22 protein-coding genes are annotated in these 20612 nt (G+C 37.2%); 5 read left to right on the plus strand and 17 right to left on the minus strand.

All coding sequences use genetic code 11. The features are described from left to right. Nucleotides 1-23: 23 nt before the first annotated feature. From hpf to M594_RS09860, 3 genes are all read right to left on the minus strand, one after another. Complete coding sequence (gene hpf / locus M594_RS09850; RefSeq protein WP_004255322.1) at nucleotides 24-572, minus strand: ribosome hibernation-promoting factor, HPF/YfiA family; 549 nt, start codon at nucleotides 570-572, stop codon at nucleotides 24-26. Nucleotides 573-651: 79 nt separating this feature from the next. Further along, a complete protein-coding gene (locus M594_RS09855; RefSeq protein WP_173876701.1) occupies nucleotides 652-1314 on the minus strand; it encodes a ComF family protein in 663 nt (220 codons plus the stop codon). Then, on the minus strand, nucleotides 1311-2609 hold the full coding sequence (locus tag M594_RS09860) for a DEAD/DEAH box helicase (protein ID WP_173876702.1): 1299 nt from the start codon (nucleotides 2607-2609) through the stop codon (nucleotides 1311-1313). The genes M594_RS09855 and M594_RS09860 overlap by 4 nt, the downstream gene beginning before the upstream one ends. Nucleotides 2610-2665: 56 nt before the next feature. On the opposite strand from M594_RS09860, the gene M594_RS09865 reads away from it, so the two are divergent. The 3 genes from M594_RS09865 to cysK all read left to right on the plus strand — a co-directional run bounded on the left by M594_RS09865 (nucleotide 2666) and on the right by cysK (nucleotide 4783). Next, nucleotides 2666-3301 carry a YigZ family protein gene (locus tag M594_RS09865; RefSeq protein ID WP_173876703.1) on the plus strand — a complete coding sequence of 212 codons (636 nt, stop codon included), beginning with the start codon at nucleotides 2666-2668 and terminating at the stop codon, nucleotides 3299-3301. A gap of 15 nt (nucleotides 3302-3316) precedes the next feature. Next, on the plus strand, nucleotides 3317-3760 hold the full coding sequence (locus M594_RS09870) for a PH domain-containing protein (RefSeq protein ID WP_173876704.1): 444 nt from the start codon (nucleotides 3317-3319) through the stop codon (nucleotides 3758-3760). A 96-nt stretch (nucleotides 3761-3856) separates the two neighbouring features. After that, nucleotides 3857-4783 carry a cysteine synthase A gene (gene cysK / locus M594_RS09875; protein WP_173876705.1) on the plus strand — a complete coding sequence of 309 codons (927 nt, stop codon included), beginning with the start codon at nucleotides 3857-3859 and terminating at the stop codon, nucleotides 4781-4783. A gap of 121 nt (nucleotides 4784-4904) precedes the next feature. On the opposite strand, the gene tsf is transcribed toward cysK, so the two are convergent. From tsf to yfmF, 12 genes are all read right to left on the minus strand, one after another. Next, nucleotides 4905-5945 carry a translation elongation factor Ts gene (gene tsf / locus M594_RS09880; protein ID WP_173876706.1) on the minus strand — a complete coding sequence of 347 codons (1041 nt, stop codon included), beginning with the start codon at nucleotides 5943-5945 and terminating at the stop codon, nucleotides 4905-4907. Nucleotides 5946-6023: 78 nt separating this feature from the next. After that, entirely contained in the window at nucleotides 6024-6803 is a 780-nt protein-coding gene (gene rpsB, locus M594_RS09885) for a 30S ribosomal protein S2 (RefSeq protein ID WP_007556349.1), read from the minus strand. A gap of 225 nt (nucleotides 6804-7028) precedes the next feature. Further along, on the minus strand, nucleotides 7029-8246 hold the full coding sequence (gene pcsB / locus M594_RS09890) for a peptidoglycan hydrolase PcsB (protein ID WP_173876707.1): 1218 nt from the start codon (nucleotides 8244-8246) through the stop codon (nucleotides 7029-7031). 93 nt (nucleotides 8247-8339) lie between these two features. Next, nucleotides 8340-8834: a rod shape-determining protein MreD gene (gene mreD / locus M594_RS09895; RefSeq protein WP_173876708.1), complete on the minus strand. Its 495-nt coding sequence runs from the start codon at nucleotides 8832-8834 to the stop codon at nucleotides 8340-8342. Beyond that, the gene (gene mreC / locus M594_RS09900; protein WP_173876709.1) at nucleotides 8834-9652 is read right to left on the minus strand and encodes a rod shape-determining protein MreC; all 819 of its coding nucleotides are present in this window, start codon (nucleotides 9650-9652) and stop codon (nucleotides 8834-8836) included. The genes mreD and mreC overlap by 1 nt, the downstream gene beginning before the upstream one ends. A 58-nt stretch (nucleotides 9653-9710) precedes the next feature. Beyond that, nucleotides 9711-10505: an energy-coupling factor transporter transmembrane component T family protein gene (locus tag M594_RS09905; RefSeq protein WP_173876710.1), complete on the minus strand. Its 795-nt coding sequence runs from the start codon at nucleotides 10503-10505 to the stop codon at nucleotides 9711-9713. Then, entirely contained in the window at nucleotides 10498-11337 is an 840-nt protein-coding gene (locus tag M594_RS09910; RefSeq protein ID WP_173876711.1) for an energy-coupling factor transporter ATPase, read from the minus strand. Before M594_RS09910 ends, M594_RS09905 begins: the two co-directional genes overlap by 8 nt. Beyond that, complete coding sequence (locus tag M594_RS09915) at nucleotides 11322-12149, minus strand: energy-coupling factor ABC transporter ATP-binding protein (protein WP_153219726.1); 828 nt, start codon at nucleotides 12147-12149, stop codon at nucleotides 11322-11324. Before M594_RS09915 ends, M594_RS09910 begins: the two co-directional genes overlap by 16 nt. After that, a complete protein-coding gene (gene pgsA / locus M594_RS09920) occupies nucleotides 12146-12691 on the minus strand; it encodes a CDP-diacylglycerol--glycerol-3-phosphate 3-phosphatidyltransferase (RefSeq protein ID WP_020900979.1) in 546 nt (181 codons plus the stop codon). The genes M594_RS09915 and pgsA overlap by 4 nt, the downstream gene beginning before the upstream one ends. Nucleotides 12692-12701: 10 nt before the next feature. Then, on the minus strand, nucleotides 12702-13529 hold the full coding sequence (rodZ, locus tag M594_RS09925; RefSeq protein ID WP_173876712.1) for a cytoskeleton protein RodZ: 828 nt from the start codon (nucleotides 13527-13529) through the stop codon (nucleotides 12702-12704). Between the two features lie 41 nt (nucleotides 13530-13570). Next, a complete protein-coding gene (gene yfmH / locus M594_RS09930; RefSeq protein WP_173876713.1) occupies nucleotides 13571-14854 on the minus strand; it encodes an EF-P 5-aminopentanol modification-associated protein YfmH in 1284 nt (427 codons plus the stop codon). Then, nucleotides 14851-16101 carry an EF-P 5-aminopentanol modification-associated protein YfmF gene (gene yfmF, locus M594_RS09935; protein ID WP_173876714.1) on the minus strand — a complete coding sequence of 417 codons (1251 nt, stop codon included), beginning with the start codon at nucleotides 16099-16101 and terminating at the stop codon, nucleotides 14851-14853. Before yfmF ends, yfmH begins: the two co-directional genes overlap by 4 nt. A gap of 158 nt (nucleotides 16102-16259) precedes the next feature. Here yfmF and yaaA point away from each other — a divergent pair, with 158 nt between their 5' ends. Then, on the plus strand, nucleotides 16260-16628 hold the full coding sequence (yaaA, locus tag M594_RS09940; protein WP_173876715.1) for a S4 domain-containing protein YaaA: 369 nt from the start codon (nucleotides 16260-16262) through the stop codon (nucleotides 16626-16628). Nucleotides 16629-16630: 2 nt separating this feature from the next. Beyond that, entirely contained in the window at nucleotides 16631-17728 is a 1098-nt protein-coding gene (gene recF, locus M594_RS09945; protein WP_173876716.1) for a DNA replication/repair protein RecF, read from the plus strand. A 49-nt stretch (nucleotides 17729-17777) separates the two neighbouring features. On the opposite strand, the gene guaB is transcribed toward recF, so the two are convergent. Next, entirely contained in the window at nucleotides 17778-19256 is a 1479-nt protein-coding gene (gene guaB, locus M594_RS09950; RefSeq protein WP_173876717.1) for an IMP dehydrogenase, read from the minus strand. Nucleotides 19257-19407: 151 nt separating this feature from the next. After that, entirely contained in the window at nucleotides 19408-20433 is a 1026-nt protein-coding gene (trpS, locus tag M594_RS09955) for a tryptophan--tRNA ligase (RefSeq protein ID WP_173876718.1), read from the minus strand. Between the last annotated feature and the right edge of the window lie 179 nt (nucleotides 20434-20612).

Genomic DNA, 20612 nt, shown 5'->3' on the forward strand with positions numbered 1-20612 from the left:
ACCTTCCTTTACACATATTGAAATTAAGATTCTTTAACTTCTAACAAGCCAATCTCGCCATCCTCACGACGATAAATCACATTGGTTGTCTGATCTTCAACATCTACATAGATAAAGAAATCATGTCCCAACAAATCCATCTGTAGAATAGCTTCTTCCAAATCCATTGGTTTTAAATCAATTTGTTTTGAACGAACAACTCTAGATTGGACAACATTTGTATCTTCCACCAAAGCATCTGTAAATAATTGACTAGTTGCTACCTTGTTTTTATTTTTACGCTCGATTTTTGTTTTATTTTTACGAATCTGACGTTCAATTTTATCGGTTACAAGGTCAATTGAACCATACATATCTTGAGACACATCTTCTGCACGAAGAGTAATTGAGCCAAGCGGAATCGTTACCTCCACTTTAGCCGTTTTTTCACGATACACCTTCAAGTTAACTCGAGCATCCAACTCTTGTTCAGCTTGAAAATACTTTTCGATCTTTTCGAGTTTAGAAACTACATAATCACGAATTGCTTCTGTTACTTCTAGGTTTTCACCACGGATACTATATTTAATCATATGAGTACCTTCTTTCTAAACATTTTTGTTTTTCTGATTTCATTATAACGCTTTCATTTTAGTTTTGCAAATTTTTTCCTCATCTTACAAGGGAAAATGTTTTTACATCTTCAGTACCAGCCTCTTCCAACAGTTTCTTCACACGATTTATAGTTGTTCCAGTAGTGTAAATGTCATCTATAAGTAGGATTTTTTTAGGAATAGTGACTCCCCTTTTAATAAAGAAAGGAAGTTCTGTCCCCAAGCGTTCTGAACGATTTTTAGAAGAACTGGCCCGCTCTTCTCTCTTCTCTAGTAAGTCTTGAAAAGAGAACCCTGCTGCTTCAACTAAACCTTCAACCTGGTTAAATCCCCTCTCAAGTAATCTTTCAGGACTTAGGGGAATTACGACAAATTGATACTCTTTGTACTTTTTCAACTCCTCACTTAAAAATGAAGCAAAAACTTTTCTTAAAAGGAAGTCTCCATCAAACTTATACCGACTGAAAAAATCCTTCATAGCTTGATTGTAAGTAAAAATCCCTCTATGACTGACCTCAATTCCTTCTTGACACCAAAATTGACAATCTTGACACTTTGTTGACAACCCTGTTTTCATACAGTTTGGACAGTACTCTTCTCCAATTTTCTCAAAAGTAGAATCACAATCTAAACAAAGACAGGAGACACCATTCCTCAGAAGTAAGAGACTACTAAAAGTTAAAACAGCCTTCATAGTCTGCCCACATAACAAACACTTCATAAGCCAGCCTCCTTGTTCATCTGCTGAATTTCCATAATTGCCTTCTTGATTGAAGCATTTAACCCATCATGGAAGAAAAGCAAATCTCCTGTCGGTTTATCCATGCTTCGCCCAACTCGTCCACCAATCTGAATCAAGCTAGACTTGGTAAACAGGCGATGATTGGCCTCTACTACGAAAACATCCACACAAGGGAAGGTAACTCCACGCTCCAATATTGTCGTACTGATAAGTATTGTCAGTTCTCCATCTCGAAAAGCTTGTACCTGCTCTAATCTATCTTCTGTTACAGAAGATACAAAGCCAATTTTCTCATTTGGAAATTGCTCCTGTAAAATTTCTTTTATCTGCTCCCCTTTCTTAATTTCTGAAGCAAAAATAAGTAACGGATAAGCTGTCTTTCTCTGCTTCTCAATATAGGACTTTAACTTTGGTGACAACCGATTTTTCTCTAAAAAGTGATTAAAATCCGATAACCAGACAGGTTTAGGAATAATCAACGGATTTCCATGAAATCGTCTTGGCAAGCTCAATCGTTTTAGTTCTCCTATGCGAACCTTCCTATCTAACTCATCGGTCGAAGTCGCTGTTAAAAAAATTCTCAAGCCATTCTCCTTTACACTATTCTTGACAGCGTAGTAAAGCGTTGGATTGTCAACATAAGGAAAAGCATCTACTTCATCCACTATCAGCAAATCAAAAGCTTGATAAAACTTCAATAACTGATGGGTCGTCGCAACAACTAATGGTGTTCGAAAATACGGATCTGATTCTCCATGTAGGAGGGCTATCTCGCAAGAAAAATCCTGTTGCAGGCGCTTGTATAGCTCCAAACAAACATCTATGCGAGGACTGGCCAAACATACTGCACCACCTTCATCAATCACTTTGGCCACTACTTGATAAATCATTTCTGTCTTTCCAGCTCCTGTAACCGCATGAACTAACGTTGGTTCTTGCTTGTCTACCGCTTGAATCAGTCCCTCTGACACCTTCTCTTGAAAAGGGGTTAATTGACCACGCCATTTAAGAACATCTTGCTTCGGAAAATCCTCCTGTGGGAAATAGTATAAAGATTGATCACTCCTAACTCGCTTCATAATTAAGCACTCCCGACAATAGTAAGCACCTATGGGTAAATACCATTCTTCTAGAATAGCACTATTACAACGTTGGCAGAACAATTTCCCCTTCTCCTTTCTCATAGCTGGAAGTTTCTCCGCCAACTGACGTTCCTCTTCTGTTAATTCATTCTCAGTAAACAAACGACCGAGATAATTTGGATTTACTTTCATACTTCTTTATTCGTAAAAACCTAGCGCTTTAGATAATTTTTTAGTACAATTAAATCATGGAATTTAGAACAATTAAAGAGGACGGTCAAGTCCAAGAAGAAATTAAAAAATCACGCTTTATCTGTCATGCCAAGCGTGTTTATAGCGAAGAAGAGGCTCGGGACTTTATTACTGCCATCAAAAAAGAACACTACAAAGCTACGCATAACTGCTCAGCCTTTATCATTGGGGAACGTAGTGAAATTAAACGGACAAGTGATGATGGTGAACCCAGTGGTACTGCTGGCGTTCCCATGCTTGGGGTACTAGAAAATCACAATCTTACTAATGTCTGTGTAGTAGTGACACGCTACTTTGGAGGCATTAAGCTAGGCGCTGGAGGATTGATTCGTGCTTACGCCGGCAGTGTTGCCTTAGCTGTCAAGAAAATTGGCATCATTGAAATAAAGGAACAAGCTGGCATTGCTATTCAAATGTCTTATGCTCAGTACCAAGAGTACAGTAACTTCCTTAAGGAACATGATCTCATGGAACTTGAGACAAACTTTACAGATCAAGTCGATACGATGATTTATGTTGATAAAGAAGAAAAAGATAATATTAAAGCTTCACTTGTGGAATTTTTTAATGGAAAAGTTACTTTAACTGATCAAGGTTTACGTGAAGTTGAAGTTCCTGTAAACTTAGTGTAAATAAAGGAGAAAAAAATGGCATTTGGAAAATTCATTCAGGGACTGGCTGGTAACTTTAGCGAGCAAAACAAAGAAACTCTTATCAAAGAATATGGACAATATCTACTAGAAAATGAAGAAATTCAAAGTGGATATAAACTGATTCGTGACTCAATTATATTTACAAATATCCGTATTATCTTTACAGATAAACAAGGCGCTACTGGTCGTAAGATGTCCATTAAATCAATTTTTTTGATGAATATTGTTAACGTTGAAATGGAAACTGCAGGAGCAGGTATAGATGATAGTGAAATTACTATTACTTATTTAGAAAATATCTTTCTAAAAGCACATAATGAACATTTTAGTTCTCATAAATTTGAATTTCCTAAGAAAACGGATATCGTTCCACTTTATACATATTTACTAGAATTAGCCTACTACAATCGCTTAAAAATTAACGGCTTAGACCTATGATATAAAAAAATCCTATCGCTTCGATAGGATTTCTATATTTTACAAATGGTATAGATAGCGTTATACTAGAAATATCTTATACAAAGAGGTATCCATATGTCTATTTATAACAACATTACTGAATTAATCGGACAAACACCGATTGTTAAACTCAACAACATTGTTCCAGAAGGTGCTGCGGACGTTTACGTAAAGCTTGAAGCATTCAACCCTGGTTCGTCTGTAAAAGACCGTATTGCTCTTAGCATGATTGAAAAAGCTGAACAAGAGGGGATTCTGAAACCTGGTTCTACTATTGTTGAAGCAACAAGTGGAAACACTGGTATTGGACTTTCATGGGTAGGTGCTGCTAAAGGATATAAAGTTGTCATCGTTATGCCTGAAACTATGAGTGTAGAACGACGTAAGATTATCCAAGCTTATGGCGCTGAACTCGTCCTAACTCCTGGTAGCGAAGGAATGAAAGGTGCTATTGCTGAGGCTCAAGAAATCGCTGCTGAACGTGATGGTTTCCTACCACTACAATTTGACAATCCAGCTAATCCAGAAGTACATGAAAGAACAACAGGAGCTGAGATACTGGCTGCTTTCGGTAAAGATGGATTAGATGCCTTTGTTGCTGGAGTTGGTACTGGTGGAACAATTTCTGGTGTTTCTCATGCACTCAAAACAGCAAATTCAAGTATTCAAGTTTTTGCAGTAGAAGCAGACGAATCTGCTATTCTGTCTGGTGAAAAACCTGGCCCTCACAAAATTCAAGGTATCTCAGCTGGATTTATTCCTGATACACTGGATACAAAGGCTTATGATGGTATCGTTCGTGTAACGTCAGACGATGCACTAGCACTCGGCCGTGAAATTGGTGGAAAAGAAGGATTCCTTGTAGGGATTTCTTCAGCTGCAGCTATCTACGGAGCCATCGAGGTTGCCAAGAAATTAGGTACAGGTAAAAAAGTTCTTGCTCTAGCACCAGATAACGGTGAACGTTATCTCTCTACAGCACTCTATGAATTTGAAGTGTAGTCTCCTAAATACAATTGGCCCTTATTATAGGGCTTTTTATTTTTACCTTGAAAATAGGAAACTCTCCCTATAGGGATCGACTGCATAGAAAAAAGGAAGCAAATTTACTTCCTTTCTATAATTAGTTATTCAAGGCTGCTGCCATTGTAGCTGCAACTTCAGCTTCGAAGTCATTTGCAGCTTTTTCGATACCTTCACCAACTTCAAAGCGAGCGAACTCAACTACTGAAGCGTTAACTGATTCAAGATATACTTCAACTGTCTTGCTGTCATCCATGATGTATACTTGTGCAAGAAGTGTGTAAGCTTGGTCAACTTTAGTGTTGTCAAGCATGAAGCGATCCATTTTACCTGGGATGATTTTGTCCCAGATTTTTTCTGGTTTACCTTCTGCAGCCAACTCAGCTTTGATGTCAGCTTCAGCTTGAGCAATCACTTCATCAGTCAATTGAGATTTTGATCCATACTTCAAGTGTGGAAGAGCTGGTTTATTAACCATTGCACGGCTTTCGTTGTCTTGGTCGATAACGTGGTTCAATTGTGCCAACTCATCTTTAACGAATTGATCATCCAATTCTTTATAAGAAAGAACTGTTGGTTTCATCGCTGCGATGTGCATTGACAATTGTTTAGCAAGTGCTTCATCTCCACCTTCAATAACAGAGATAACACCGATACGTCCACCATTGTGTTGGTATGCTCCAAAGTGTTGTGCATCTGTTTTTTCAAGTAAAGCAAAGCGACGGAATGAGATTTTTTCTCCGATAGTTGCTGTTGCAGATACGTATGCAGCTTCAAGAGTTTCACCTGAAGGCATTGTCAAAGCAAGTGCTTCTTCATTATTAGAAGGTTTTCCTTCAGCAATAACTTTAGCTGTAGTATTTACCAATTCAACGAATTGAGCGTTTTTCGCAACGAAGTCAGTTTCAGCGTTTACTTCAATAACTGCTGCAACATTACCGTTAACGTAAACACCAGTCAAACCTTCTGCAGCAACACGGTCAGCCTTCTTAGCTGCCTTAGCCATACCTTTTTCACGAAGCAATTCAATCGCTTTTTCGATGTCACCGTCTGTTTCTACAAGCGCTTTTTTAGCGTCCATAACTCCGGCACCAGATTTTTCACGCAACTCTTTTACAAGTTTAGCTGTAATTTCTGCCATTTTGATTCTCCTATATTTTTTAAAAATAGGAGAGCCGGGCTAAGCCCCGCCCTCCTAGGTAATTACTATTTGTATAAATTAAGCGTTGTCGCCTTCTACAACTTCAACGATTTCTTCGATTGAATCTGCTTGAGCTTCTGAAGCTGCAAATTCTGCTTCAACTGCTACTGCATCTTCACCTTGACGTCCTTCGATGATAGCGTCAGCCAATTTAGCTGTGATCAATTTAACAGCGCGGATAGCGTCATCGTTAGCTGGGATGATTACATCGATATCATCTGGATCAGTATTTGTGTCAACCATCGCTACAACTGGGATTCCCAATTTCTTAGCTTCTTTAACAGCGATTTGCTCTTTATGTGGGTCAACTACGTACATAACATCTGGGATACGAGGCATATCTTCGATACCACCCAAGAATTTTTCAAGACGTGCACGTTGTTTATTAAGAAGTGCAACTTCTTTCTTAGGAAGAACTTCAAAAGTTCCATCTTCTTCCATACGTTTGATTTCTTTCAAACGAGCGATACGTTTTTGGATTGTTCCCCAGTTTGTAAGAGTTCCACCCAACCAACGGTGGTTGATGAAGTATTGACCTGAACGTACTGCTTCTTCAGCAACTGCATCAGCTGCTTGTTTCTTAGTACCAACGAACAATACAACTGCATCGTTAGCTGCTGCATCACGCATGAAATCGTAAGCTTGGTCAGCGTATTTTACAGTTTGTTGCAAGTCGATAACGTGGATTCCGTTACGCTCAGTGAAGATGTACTTAGCCATCTTAGGGTTCCAGCGACGAGTTTGGTGACCAAAGTGTACACCAGCCTCAAGAAGTTGTTTCATTGAAATTACTGCCATGAGTATTTCTCCTTTTTGTTTTTTTCCTCTTCTTGACTTCAACTCGCAAAACGACCCAAGGGCAACTGTTTCACAATTCATCAAGAATGAGTATTATCGTTCACACGACAAATTTCATTTTACCATACTTTTTCAATATTTTCAAGTGATTTTAGTAGATTTTTAAAGTAAGGTAACTATATAAATTATAAAAGAGACTCAAATCGAGCCTCTTCATTTTATTCATTAGTTTGGATAGATATATGTTACAAAACCTTCTGAAGTTGTAGTAGGATTGAACCATCCACGTTTATTTCCGATTGTACGGTTTCCACCATAGTTTGATTCAGATACTTGGATACTTGTTGATGATGAAACAGCTGTAACCACGGCTACGTGTCCATATCCACCATCATTCCAACATGCAATCGCACCAACTTGAGGTGTAGATCCTGTACGGAATCCTGCAGCTGCTGCACTTGTAGCCCACTGTGCTCCATTACCCCAGTAGTCTCCAGCCCAAGGTGCCAATGTCTTAGCACCCCATGTACACTCTCCTGTTGGATAACTTGAAGCATTTGTACTATATGTTGGACGATGTGTCACTGGCGCAGGAGTATAGCTTGTTGATTCTGTTGAAGCACTGCTTGAAGATGATTCAGACGAACTAAATACTGCTTGAACTTGTGCTGTGAAAGTTGTATTCCCAGAATCAACAACCGTTTGTTGTTGACTTGCTTGTTTAGCTTTATAAGCTGCTTCTGCTTCTGCTGCTGCTTTGGCTTCTGCTTCTGCCGCCGCTTTTTGATCAAGTAAACTTGCTTTTTCATCCTCAGCGGTAGCTTTCTCAGCAGCAAGGTTTAACTCAGCAACTTTCAACTCTGCTTGTTTAGTTGTCAACGCTTGTGCATCGTCAGCAAGTGTTTGTTGATTAGCGATTACTGTGTTGATAGCTTCATTATTAGCAACTTGCTTTTCAGCAATTGACTTTTTATCAGCCTTTTGTTGTTCTAACATTTTATTGTTAGCTGATACAATCTCACTCATAGCTGCAACACGTGAAATAGCTTCAGTAATTGATTTTGAGTTTACAATTGTGTTAATGTAGCTAGTCGCCGCCCCATTTGTTTGAGCACTACGAGCTTGCTTTTCCAACGAATCATTACGAGCAACAATATTCTTAGAAAGCTCAGTAATCTCTCCTTCAAGCTTTTTAGATTCTGCCTGTAATCTTTCATTTTCTGTTTGCAGATTAGACTGTTCTGTTTGAATTGTTGAAACTTGTGTTTGGATTTGATCTACTTGTTTTTGAGCTTCTTGTTGTTGTGCTGTTAAGTTACTAATTTTATTATCTTGAGCAGCAATTTTTTCATCAGTAGTCTCTGCATGCGCAGTTGTTAAAACAGCTGCTTGAGAAACCATCACTGTACTTAGTAAAAGTGACGCTAAGATTTTTTTCTTCATATTATGTAGATACTCCTTCTATTTAAGACAATACTAGTATACCAAAAAAAGACATAATAAATATTACGCCTTTATTACATTTGTATTTCTTTCTCATAGATAATATTTTTCAAAAATAAACTGGAAAATGACTATCCAGACAAAATTCAAAATCATTGATGGAACTAAACTATAGACTATAAACAAAGACATACTATCCACAGTTAAACCTACCATTAATGCAAGTATATATGCCCCCATCTCAAATAGAAAAGTTATGACAATAATTGCCAACATTCTCGTCCAACGATTCAATAAAATAACGCTATTAAATTTATGGAGAAATACTCCCAACAAGACGAACAACAGAGTCGCAATCCCTATCAAGTGGAAAAAGTAAATGTCATAAACTAAACCCACCACAAAACAATAGGCTAAATAGAGATACTCTGATACTTCAATCGTCTCAAATAAGAGAAACAAAAATAGAAAATGACTAGCTAACTGTACATGGGGAAATAATGAGCCCAAAAGCTGGCTAATATGGGCATCAATTAGAACAAAGAAAGGAAGCAATAAAAATACTCCAACCCGCTTCAACTGTCTCATTATGAATTCCCCACTAATTCTATCACACTCACATTATGAGTATCTGCACTCAATTTAACAGTTACTTCTCGTGTCAAGTAGTCCGTACTATGCGTTGTAGCAACCACTTCACCAACAGGAATATCAACAACGTTAAAATTTCCCAATCCACCAGTGGTCACCTTATCTCCTGCACTAATATCGCTACTACTATTTAATTGACTAATTTTGAGAACTTCATTTTCCTTGTCATAGCCAACAATAATTCCATAAATTGTAGTAGAACCATGTTGAATTTTAACAGAAATCTTATCAGCATTTTCCGTATTTGTCAGAAGGTTGACCATAGTAGAGTTCTCCTCTACTTTTGAAACACTCCCAATCAAACCACCATTTGCAATGGCTAACATGTTTTCAGAAGCCCCTTTTGATTTGCCTGCATCTAGGGTTAACTCCTGCTTCCAAGATACCGGAGAACGCATAATAACATCTGCTGCTAAAGTCTTTGTAGCTTGCAACTTGGACTTCATATCAAGCAATTGACGCAGTTGTTCATTCTCCGTCTTTAAACTTTCCACCTCATTCGATTTAACTTCTAATTGGTAAATCTGTTTCTTCAAACTTTCATTTTCATTATAAGTTCGTGTCAAATGAGCCAAATCTGATTTGACAGAATCAAACCACTGAAAAGGTTTTTGTACAACCCTATCAACCAATGAGATTCCATCTCCTAATTTTGTCACAATTGTACTTGAATAAGTCGTCGCTAAGAGAGCTGACACAAGCAGAACAGTGACAAAAACAATAATGACATATTTTGATTTTTTAAAACGATTCATATCCCTACCTTTATATCAAAAACTGTTACAGTAACTTTTTATCAATTCCTAAAAGCTACTAAGATTTTAAGAAAAATAAGCAACAACCAAGTACGATAATGACAAGAATAGTCAGCGTATCCTTTCGAGTCCATTCCAATTGTCGGTATTGACTTCTGCCTTTTCCACCCTGATAACCACGCGCTTCCATAGCGATAGCCAAGGAATCCGCACGTTTCAAACTTGTCGCAAAAAGAGGAATCAAAATAGGAATCATCGCCTTCACCTTTTGAACAATGCTTCCTTCACCAAAATCCACTCCACGCGCTTTCTGTGCATTCATAATCCGCGTCGTATCATCCATTAATGTCGGAACAAAACGCAAACTCATAGATAGCATTAAGCCAATTTCATGAACTGGAACTTTCACACGCTTTAAAGGTGCTAATAAAGCTTCGACAGCTGATGCCAAACTTAAGGGCATGGTCGTTAAGGTTAACAAAGTTGAAAAGAAAATAATCAATACGAAGCGACAAAAAATAATCCCAGCTTGTTGCAAAGCATAATCCGTGATTCTAACAAACGAAAACTCAAATAAAACATTCCCATTAGAAATGAAAAATAGTTGAAAAATAGTTGTAAAGGCAATCAAGAAAAACATAGACTTCAAGCCCTGAATAAAAAATGAAAGAGATACTCCTGACAAGGCAATAAAGATCCCTGTCGCTATAAAAAGAATTAGATTCGTCAAGGGATTATTAGCCCAAAAAACGATTAAAATCAGTAACATCATAGCAAGCAATTTGCTACGTGGATCCAATCGGTGAACAATCGAATTCCCTGGGATATAACGCCCCAAAATCATACTATCCATTTAGCGACTCCTTGAACTCCTCTATCTTAATCGGTAATCGTTTAAATGACACGCCTCTATCAACCAATCGTTTACAAAAGGCCGTAATTTTAGGTACTCCCAACTGTACTTTTTCCATGAAGACAACATCTTGAAAGACATCACTCGGTTTCCCCCTTTTAACTAAACGTCCCTTTTCCATCACATAGACTTGATTCGCATATTCGGCAACATCATCCATCAAATGTGTTACCAAGACGATGGTCATCCCTGATTGGTGAAGCTTTTTGAACAAATTCATCAGCTCTTTTCTTCCCAGGGGATCCAGGCCTGCTGTGGGTTCATCTAAGACTAATATAGCTGGCTCCATTGCAAGTATGCCTGCAATGGCGACACGTCTCATTTGTCCACCTGACAGCTCAAACGGGCTACGATTAAAAAGTGATTCATCAATTCCAACCAGAGCCAGTTTTTCACGCGCAATCTGCTCCGCATCTTCTTCAGAAACTCCAAAATTTTGCGGTCCAAAAGCAACGTCTTTCAAAACCGTTTCTTCAAAAATCTGATTTTCAGCAAACTGAAATACCAAGCCAACCTGTTTTCTAATTTGACGAATATCTTTATTTTTAGAAGTAGAGGTGATTAAGGTATCAAAAACTCGCACACTCCCTTGACTTGGCACCAATAAACCATTTAATAGTTGTAAAATAGTTGATTTACCACTACCTGTGTGGCCAATTAAAGCCGTATAAGAACCGTCTTCAATCGTCAAAGAAACATCCGACAAAGCTGTTGAAGCTAAGGGAGTCCCTTCTTGGTACGTAAAACTCACATTTTCTAGAGCAATTCCCATAGCTTATCCTCTAGCTCACTTTCTGTCAAATAATTTTCAGGTAAATCATAGCCATTCTGGCTCAAAGAATATTTTAATTGATTGGAAAAAGGATCGTCTAATCCAATTTGATCTAAATCATTTCGAGAGAAAAGTTCTCTTGGGCTACTGGTTGATTCAATTTCCCCTTTTTTCATGACCAATACACGATCACTCATGGCGACTTCTTCCAAATCATGTGTAATGGAAATGACCGTCATATCATAGTCTTTTCGAATTCCTTTTACTGTCTCAATCAGTTCTCTACGCCCCTCAGGATCCAACATACTCGTTGCCTCATCTAGAATTAGAATCGCTGGTCTTAGGGCTACAACACCTGCAATAGCAACACGTTGCTTTTGACCACCTGATAGACGCGCTGGCTCTCTCTTTTTAAAGTCCAACATGCCAACCAAATCCAGAGCTTCTTCCACTCTCTTTTTCATTTCTTGACGAGAAAGTCCCTGATTTTCCAAACCAAAGGCAACATCATCTTCAACAGTCGCTCCAACAAATTGATTGTCTGGATTTTGAAAAACCATACCGATTTGACGACGTATATTCCAAACATTTTCCTCAGTCAAACGTTGCCCATCAATTACAATCTCTCCAGATTCTGCTTCCAGTAAACCATCAATTAATCGAACCGTCGTTGATTTACCACTACCATTATGCCCTACAATCGAAAGCCATTCTCCACGTTTCACGTGAAACGTAATACCCTTCACATCGTAGTATTCCTGACTTTCCTTATAGCGAAAAGAAAGATTTTTTACATCAATTATTGATTTCATTTCGAACCAAATGTCCCTTTAAATACATAGGCACTACCCTTGAAATAATCATAGCCAGAGTAGATAGTGAAAAACAAGGCTACATAAAGTAGAACTTGGCCAATCAAAGTCCAGTGTAATAGCAAGAAAATAATGGCAAACATCTGACTGAAAGTTTTAATTTTTCCAGGCATTGCTGCTGCTAAAACTGTTCCACCAGTTTCAACCAATAAAAGTCTTAAACCTGTCACAGCCAACTCACGACAGATAATCACTGCAACAATCCAAGCCGGAGCCATTCCTAACTCAATCAACATAATAAAAGCCGACATAACTAGTAACTTATCCGCCATGGGATCTGCAAATTTACCAAAATTACTGACCACATTCCATTTACGAGCTAAATATCCATCTAAATAATCGGTAATACTGGCAATAGCAAAGATAATAGCTGCTACTATATGACTCTCTATCGAATTTCCTACCGTTAAAATAAAGATAAAAATAGGTATAAAGAGAATTCGACCTATTGTTAAGAGATTTGGAATTTGTTCTTTTTTCATTCGTTTTTCCTTAATTTTTAGTAAAGGTTACAGTGATTTTTCCAGTCTGAGCTGTTAATTTTGATAAGTCAACGGTCTGATTATCTACTGTTAAAGCTACACCTTTGACAACACCTAAAGTAATGGTCACAGAATTTTTAGTTGAAACTGTTGTTTCCGCACTTTTATTATCTGGTGATAAGGTCACTCCACCCTCAAGCTCACTTTCTGAAACACTAACCCAACTTCTAGCATCTGAGACTGATAATTGTAATTTTGCAGTTTCCTTACTCGTTTTATAAGCAACTTCTACTTGATTTCCTTCACCTGATACCGTTATAGCTGGTTCCATATTCGAAGAGCTACTTGATGAACTACTACTTGAGGATGAAGTTACAGAACTAGTTGAGCTTGTTGCTTGGACTACACTATAACTAGACGCAGATGAACGCTCAGGTTGAGTCTGGAGATAATTCCAAACATAATAGGTCACAAAAATGACAATCGATAATGCAAAGAGTATAAAATAAAATAAAGGTAAAAATGATGCCTTATTTTTCTTACTTGAACGTCTCCTACCTGTCAACTCCTCTTCATCAACATCTACTTCTTCATAAGTAATCATGCTCCCAGAATCATAAGCATCCAAGACAATTCGCTCATCTAGCTCAACTGCCCACGCATACTTTCTCAAAAAAGAACGAGTATAAAATGGACTAGGAAGTTGATCAAAATCATCAGCTTCCATCGCTTCCAACATATCCAACTGAATTTCTGTTTTTTTGTGTAATTCTTCTAAAGTTAACCCTTGGTTGGTTCTAGCTAAACGTAAAACCTCACCAATTGTTTTTTTCCTCATACTTGTCATTCCTTCTTTCTAGTGTCGATTATGATAGGTTACTATGATGGAAATATTGTAAAATCAACTATGTCACCATCATCTATTAAATGGTGTCCAGCATCAAGGACATCCTCTAAAGTAATTTCCTGTAAAATTTTCGGCAAATCAAAGATTGTCTCACCTTGTCCAAAAGCATCATATTGCGTTGCAATAAATTCAAGAGAGTTCATGCTACTGAAAAATTCTCCAAACATCTCTCTTTTGATAATGTCTAAATGATCCTCTGTAATATCTAAATCCTTTGTGAAATTACGAATAGCCTTTTTAAACTGATGAGATAAAGCAACTGGCTCTTTTGTATCCATTGTCAACATAACAAAATGAAAGCGACTTGTTACTTCAACTTCCAGAGATAAGGACGCATCAATTTTACCTGATTCATATAATTTTTGAAAACGATCCGAAGTCCAACCAAACATCATTGAAAATAATAATTTTAATAAAATATGATGTCGATAGCAATCATCCTCAGCAACATCTTGTTTACCTCTAATACCAATCGCTAGTTTTGGAGAAGACACTTCCATTCTCATACTGTCTGTTTGCTTTACAGCTTGTAAAAGCAACTTTTCTCTTGCCACTTCATGAACATCTGAATCTTTCAGTTCTTTGCTTTCAAAATAGTCCTGTACTCTTTCCACATCAAAATTACCAACTAAAAACAGAGACATATTTACAGGTTTGTAAAATCTTGTAAAATTTTCTTGCAAATTAGTTAGATTAATTTGGGAAATTGACTCCTCACTTCCAACTATATCAGTTGCTAAAGGTGTGCCAGGATACAAATTCGCTAAAGTTGAAAAGAATAAACACGAATCTGGATCATCTTGATACATTTCTCGTTCTTGCTGAATAATATCCTGCTCTCTTAAAATGGAATCTTCAGTAAAATGTGCTGATGTTACCAATTCATCAAGTAAGTCTAAATTTTCTAAAAAATGATCCGTTGCTGAAAAAAGATAACTTGTTTTTGTAAAGCTTGTAAAGGCATTACTATCTGCACCTAGACTCGTAAAAGCCGACATCAAATCGCTAGCATCTTCTCTCTCAAATAATTTATGTTCAAGAAAATGAGCAATTCCTCCAGGATATTCTTTTACATCTCCGTAAACTTCTGTGACAAGCGTATCTACCGAACCAAACTGTACAGTTACACTCCCGTAAACCTCTTTAAATTCCTTTTTAGGCAAAAGAGCAACTGTCAATCCATTTGACAAACGAGTTCGATAAACCATTTCTTTTACAGCTGGATAGTATTTTTCTTCAAAAACAACCTTTGTCATTCTATTCCTTCCATAAAGTAAATCGCCTGTAGTTTCACATTATTAGCTGCTCTACAAATAGCATCTTTGTCAACTTGCTCGAGTTTTGCAATCCAACTTTTAAAGTCTGCTGAAGATTTTCCAAGTAAGGCATTTTGATAAGCACGTTCAATCAATGAACTTTGATTATCTTGAGAAAGTAACAGATACCGACGAATCATTTCCTTTGTTTGCTCTAACTCAAGCTCTGTAAAATATCCTTTTTTTAAATCAATCAGTTGATTATTCATCATTTTACGAGCCTGGTTACGATTTTCTCGATCGATACCAGCATACATCCTCAAGTATCCACTAAACAAATCAAGCTGACTTGAAATAGTGTAAGCCAATCCAGCATTTTCACGGATGTTTGTAAAGAGCTTAGAGTGAGCAAATCCACCAAGTAAACCATTCATTACAATCATGGGTAAATGTTGCTCATCACCATATTCAGAAGGGCAATGATAGCCTAATTCCAAAATGGATTGTCCCAAATTTTTCCGAACCATACCTTCCTGAAGGATATTGGAATAAGGTTGACAATACTGAACCATCACATCTCCTTTTCGACCTTTAAAGTCAAATGATTCTAATACATTTTGAATTTCAACCTCATTAAAATCACCTAGGAAAAAGAAATCTATTCGATCATTGGCCAAAAATTCTTGGAAACAAGAATAAGAACTTTGTGGAGTTTCAGCTAAAATACGATTTCGTAAATCACTATATTCCAATTGAAGACGTTCATCATGAAAAAACAATTTATCCAATTCTTTATGTGCAAAATAAAAAGAATCATCCATATCAGCTGCTAAACTTGCTAACAATTGTTTTTTCTCAATTTCAAATAAGTCCGAATCAAACCCATTATCAACTACTACGGTGGAAAAAAGAGTTTCTTTTAAAAGTTCCAAAACCTGAGAAGTTAACACATTTTTCCTACTTAAAAACTCATCACGAACATAGTTAAATGTCAATTCTACAATGTGACTTTGCCCTCTTCTGAAACAATTGGTTGACATATCTGTACCGTATAGACTGGCCAAATGTTTTCTCAAAGCTTGAGAAGTAGGGTACATCTGATTAGCAGTCTCTAGCATACTCGCACTCAACATGCGACCTGCAATCGTATCGAGGGATAATGGAGCGGTAAAACGCACGGCGATTTTGTTCGTTTTAAACTTTTTTGATTGGATAAAATGTGTTGAAATTCCATGCACTAACTCCATGATTTACCTCCTTATATACAGAATTCTATTATATCACGAAAACCTGAAATTTTCTTGTTCTCTGTAACACTTTTGAAATAAAAATCGCTTACATTACTCCTTGTTTCTCTCACTATTTTTAGGAAAATATGGTATAATACCAAAGATTGAGGTGAATTATGGAATACAAATTATTTGAAGAATTTATTACCCTCCAAGCACTACTCAAAGAACTTGGAATTACACATAGCGGAGGAGCTATTAAATCATTTCTCTCTGAACATTCTGTTTACTTTAATGGGGAATTAGAAAATCGTCGTGGTAAAAAACTTCGTATTGGTGATAAAGTTGACATCCCTGACATGAATATTGACATCTTGTTGACACAACCTACTTCTGAAGAACAAGATGAATACCAAGATGATAAAGTTGAAAAAGAACGAATCGCTAAACTTGTCAAGAAGATGAATAAGGGAGTAAAGAAAGACAACTCTAAACCTACTTCATCACCAAAAAGCAAACAAGCTCCACGATTCCCTGGTAGATAATCATGTGGCTACAACACCTATCTCTCAAAACTTTTCGTAACTACAAAGAGACGAAAATAGACTTTAATCCTAAATTAAATATCTTTTTAGGACGCAATGCACAAGGTAAAACAAATATGTTAGAGGCTATCTATTTTTTAGCCTTAACACGCAGTCATCGAACTCGAACAGATAAAAATCTCATTCATTTTGATAAGGAACAGCTTCATCTTTCAGGTCTTGTTCAGAAAAAAACTGGATCCATTCCTCTCGAAATCGAACTAACACAAAAAGGCCGTGTGACAAAAGTTAATCACTTAAAACAGGCACGCCTTTCAGATTATGTCGGACACATGAATGTTGTCCTATTTGCTCCTGAAGATCTACAACTAATTAAAGGAGCACCTTCAGTTCGACGAAAATTCATTGATATGGAGCTTGGGCAAATTAAGCCAATCTATTTATCAGATTTAACCAATTATAACCATATTCTTAAGCAAAGAAATACCTATCTAAAATCAGCTCAAAAAATAGATGAAACCTTCCTTTCAGTACTAGATGATCAGCTAGTCGATTATGGATGTTGTGTAATGAATCACCGCTTAGATTTTATAAAAAAACTAGAGCATTTTGGCCGTAAGAAACATTTTGAACTCTCTAATCAGATTGAAGAGTTGTCAATAGCCTATCAATCTTCTGTAAAGCCAACTGAAAAAGAAGACTTATCAGAATCTTTCAAAATTGCTTTAGAAAAAAGTAGGTCCAGAGATTTATTTAAAAAGAACACCGGTGTTGGTCCTCATCGAGATGACATTTCTTTTTATATAAATGGGATGGATGCTAGTTTCGGAAGTCAAGGCCAACATCGTAGTCTCGTCCTTTCTATAAAATTAGCAGAAATCGAATTAATGGAAAGTATTACTACAGAATCTCCGATATTATTACTTGACGATGTCATGAGTGAACTCGACAACACTAGACAGTTAAAATTATTAGAAACGATTTCTCATTCAATCCAAACCTTTATTACAACAACAAGCTTAGATCATCTTCAAAATCTACCAGAAAATCTAAGTATTTTCACTATTCAGGATGGTAAAGTTGCTGTAAATAGAAATTGACAACATTGTAAAAGAACTCCTGTTTTCGCAGGAGTTCTTTTCATTTCTTTTACATAGAATAATTTGGTGCCTCATTAGTAATTTGTACATCGTGAGGGTGGCTTTCTTTCAAACCAGCACCAGACATTTCAATAAATTGAGCATTATCGTGTAGTTCTTTAAGGTTAGCTGCACCACAGTAACCCATACCAGAGCGAATACCTCCAATCATTTGGAAGACAATATCAGCTGCCGCACCTTTATAAGCAACACGGCCTTCAATTCCTTCTGGAACAAGTTTGTTTGCTTCATTGACAGAACCTTGGAAGTAACGATCGCTTGAACCTTTCTTCATAGCAGCAATTGATCCCATACCACGGTATGTCTTAAACTTACGTCCTTGGAAGATTTCAGTTTCGCCTGGAGCCTCATCAGTTCCAGCAAACATTGATCCAAGCATAACTGCATTTCCACCTGCAGCAAGGGCTTTTACAATATCTCCAGAATACTTGATTCCACCGTCAGCAATGATCGTTTTACCATATTCACGCGCAACAGCTGCAGCATCGTAGATAGCTGTTACTTGTGGAACACCAACACCAGCAATAACACGAGTAGTACAGATAGAACCTGGGCCAATCCCAACCTTGACAACATCTACGCCTGCTTCATAAAGGGCGCGCGCTCCCTCAGCAGTAGCAATATTTCCAGCAATTAAAGTACGATCTGGGAAATGAGCACGAATCTCAGCAATTTTACGCAAGACACCTGCAGAATGACCATGTGCAGTATCAATAACAATCGCATCCGCTCCTGCCTCAAAAAGAGCCTCTGCACGTTCAAATGTATCTGAAGTAACACCTACTGCACCTGCAACTAGAAGACGACCAAACTCATCTTTAGCAGCATTTGGAAACTCAATAACTTTTTCAATATCTTTGATAGTAATCAAACCAGAAAGACGACCTTCTTCATCTACCAAAGGAAGTTTTTCAATACGGTGTTCTTGAAGAATATTCTCAGCTGTTGCAAGGTCTGTACCCACAGGAGCAGTAACAAGATTTTCACTAGTCATATGATTTGAGATTGGTTGGTTATAGTCTGAAATAAAGCGAAGATCTCGGTTTGTCAAAATACCAACCAATTTACGATTTTCAAGTGTTTCAACAACTGGAACACCACTAATGCGGTAACGACCCATAAGCTCATCTGCTTCAGCAATTGTATGTTCAGGCGTCAAGAAGAACGGATCAATGATAACTCCATTTTCAGAACGTTTTACCTTACGAACCTCGTCTGCTTGTTGAGCAATTGACATGTTTTTATGGATAACTCCGAGACCGCCTGCACGAGCAATAGCAATGGCCATTTGACTCTCTGTAACTGTGTCCATGGCAGAGGTAATAATTGGGATATTTAAAGTCAAATTATCTGCCAATTTAGTTGTTAAATCTGCATCGTTAGGCAACACATGACTTTCAGCTGGAATAAGCAATACATCATCAAAGGTAAAACCTTTTTTCAAAAATTTAGTGTCCCAATTAGACATTCGAAGTTTCCTCTTTTCTTTCTTTTTGAGCTTGACTCTTTTTATATTGTATCTATCATACCATTCTATAAAAATTTGTCAAATGTTACAGGGGTAAATAAAAAACTATCTTTTCTTCGAGATAGAAATGATAGTTTCTTGTAAAATAAGCCTAGTTAAAGTAATGAAGTCCCATTGCTCCTTTAACCTCAGATAGGGTCTGACCTGCAACTTCACGCGCTCTTTCACTACCTTTTTGAAGCATATTATAAACTTCTCCCATATCCTTAGCAAATTCGATACGGCGCTCACGAATAGGACCAAGTTCACGTTCTAATATTTCAAGTAGATAACGCTTGGTCTTCACATCACCAAGACCACCTCGTTGATAATGTTCTTTCATGTCAGCAATTTCTTGAGCATCTTCTGGACGACCAAAAACATCTAGATAATGGAAAACCATATTGCCTTCAATTTTACCTGGATCTTCCACTCGAATATGATCTGGATCTGTATACATACTCATTACTTTTTTACGCAAAGTATCCGCATCATCAGCTAAATAAATACCATTATTGAGTGATTTAGACATTTTAGCATTTCCATCTAAACCAGGTAAACGACCCGCTCTCTCATTTTCTGGATAAATACCTTCCGGTTCTACCAATACATCACAGTTATATGCATTGTTAAAAGAACGAACAATTTCACGAGTTTGCTCAATCATTGGTTTCTGATCTGTCCCAACAGGAACATAATTAGCCTTGAAAGCTGTGATGTCAGCTGCTTGAGCTATTGGATAGACCAAGAATCCTGTCGGAATGCTTTCTCCAAATCCTTTCTGAGCAATTTCTGTCTTGACAGTTGGATTACGCTCCAAACGTGCTAATGACACCAAATTCATATAATACATAGACAACTCAGCCAACTCTGGAATCTGGCTTTGAATAAAAATAGTTGACTTACTTGGATCCAATCCAACTGCAAGGTAATCCAAAGCCACATTTCCGATAGACTCTACAATGGTTTGAGGATCTTTGGCATGATCCGTCAAGGCTTGTTGGTCAGCCAAGAACACAAACATATCATACTTACCCTCTTCCTGTAATAATACTCGATTTTTGAGACTTCCAACATAATGTCCAATATGCAATTTTCCTGTTGGACGGTCTCCTGTTAAAATAATGGGTTTAGTCATTTTGTTCTCCTTCGATATAGTCCCTTCAATTATAGCATTTTTTTAATGAAATAACCGCAATTTATCAAAATAAATCAACCTTGCTATTCACGGATTTGTGTAAAGTATGCTGTAAATATAATTTACACAAAATTGACAGATAAAAATTTGAATATTTCTGTATTTTCTAGTAGAATAAA

Source organism: Streptococcus mitis (assembly GCF_013305725.1).
Taxonomy (GTDB): domain Bacteria; phylum Bacillota; class Bacilli; order Lactobacillales; family Streptococcaceae; genus Streptococcus; species Streptococcus mitis_BO.